This is a genomic window from Pseudomonas edaphica (assembly GCF_005863185.1).
Classification (GTDB): Bacteria; Pseudomonadota; Gammaproteobacteria; order Pseudomonadales; family Pseudomonadaceae; genus Aquipseudomonas; species Aquipseudomonas edaphica.
The window spans coordinates 1-642 of sequence record NZ_VBVZ01001116.1; the positions used below are offsets into that span (position 1 = coordinate 1).

At 61.7% G+C, this 642-nt stretch carries 1 protein-coding gene; it reads right to left on the bottom strand.

All coding sequences use genetic code 11. The annotated features are described in order from the left end of the window. Positions 1–532 (bottom strand): helix-turn-helix transcriptional regulator (locus tag FEM54_RS33600; protein ID WP_138454402.1); only part of this gene is annotated, 532 nt, incomplete at its 3' end. Between the last annotated feature and the right edge of the window lie 110 nt (positions 533–642).

A 642-nucleotide genomic window follows, 5' to 3' on the forward strand; every position in this document is an offset into this window, starting at 1 on the left:
ATTCAGGATTGCCCAGCGCCTCACGGCTGGCGCGTTGCCAGGCAAGCGTGCGGATCTCTTCGGCGTTGATCAGGTGGTCGCCCAAGCCGCCGGTTTGCAACAGCGTGGTCAGCAGGTTCAGCCCATCTGCTGCATCCGGTTCAAGCCCCAACAATTGAAACAGAACGCCGGTACTGGCATTCGCCGCCAGCACTTGCCACTGGCTGTCCAGCAGAATCGCCGGGGCCGGGTTGTTGGCGTGCAACACATGGCTGACGGCTTCGCGAATCGCGGCCATGGCCGGTGAGGCGAGCGGGGTGGCGGTGTAGCGCGGCGCGTAACCAGCGGCGAGGAACACGCGATTGCACAGCTCAAGCGGCACATCCAGCGCGGTCAATAAATTGTGCAGCGTGCCCGGGCTCGGCTTGGAGCGGCCGGTTTCGATGTAACTGAGGTGGCGTTGCGAAACCCCGGTGATCAAGGCCAGGTCCAGTTGGCTGAGCTTGGCGAGGCGACGCAGTTGGCGCAGTTGGTCGCCGGCAGTACTTTCCATGGCGGGTTCATAACCTGTGAGGTCATTGCGAGGGCCAAGACCTTATCACTATCGTGAGCTTCATTCACTTCAAGGACGAGACCATGCACAGACCCTCTATTGCCCTGGTC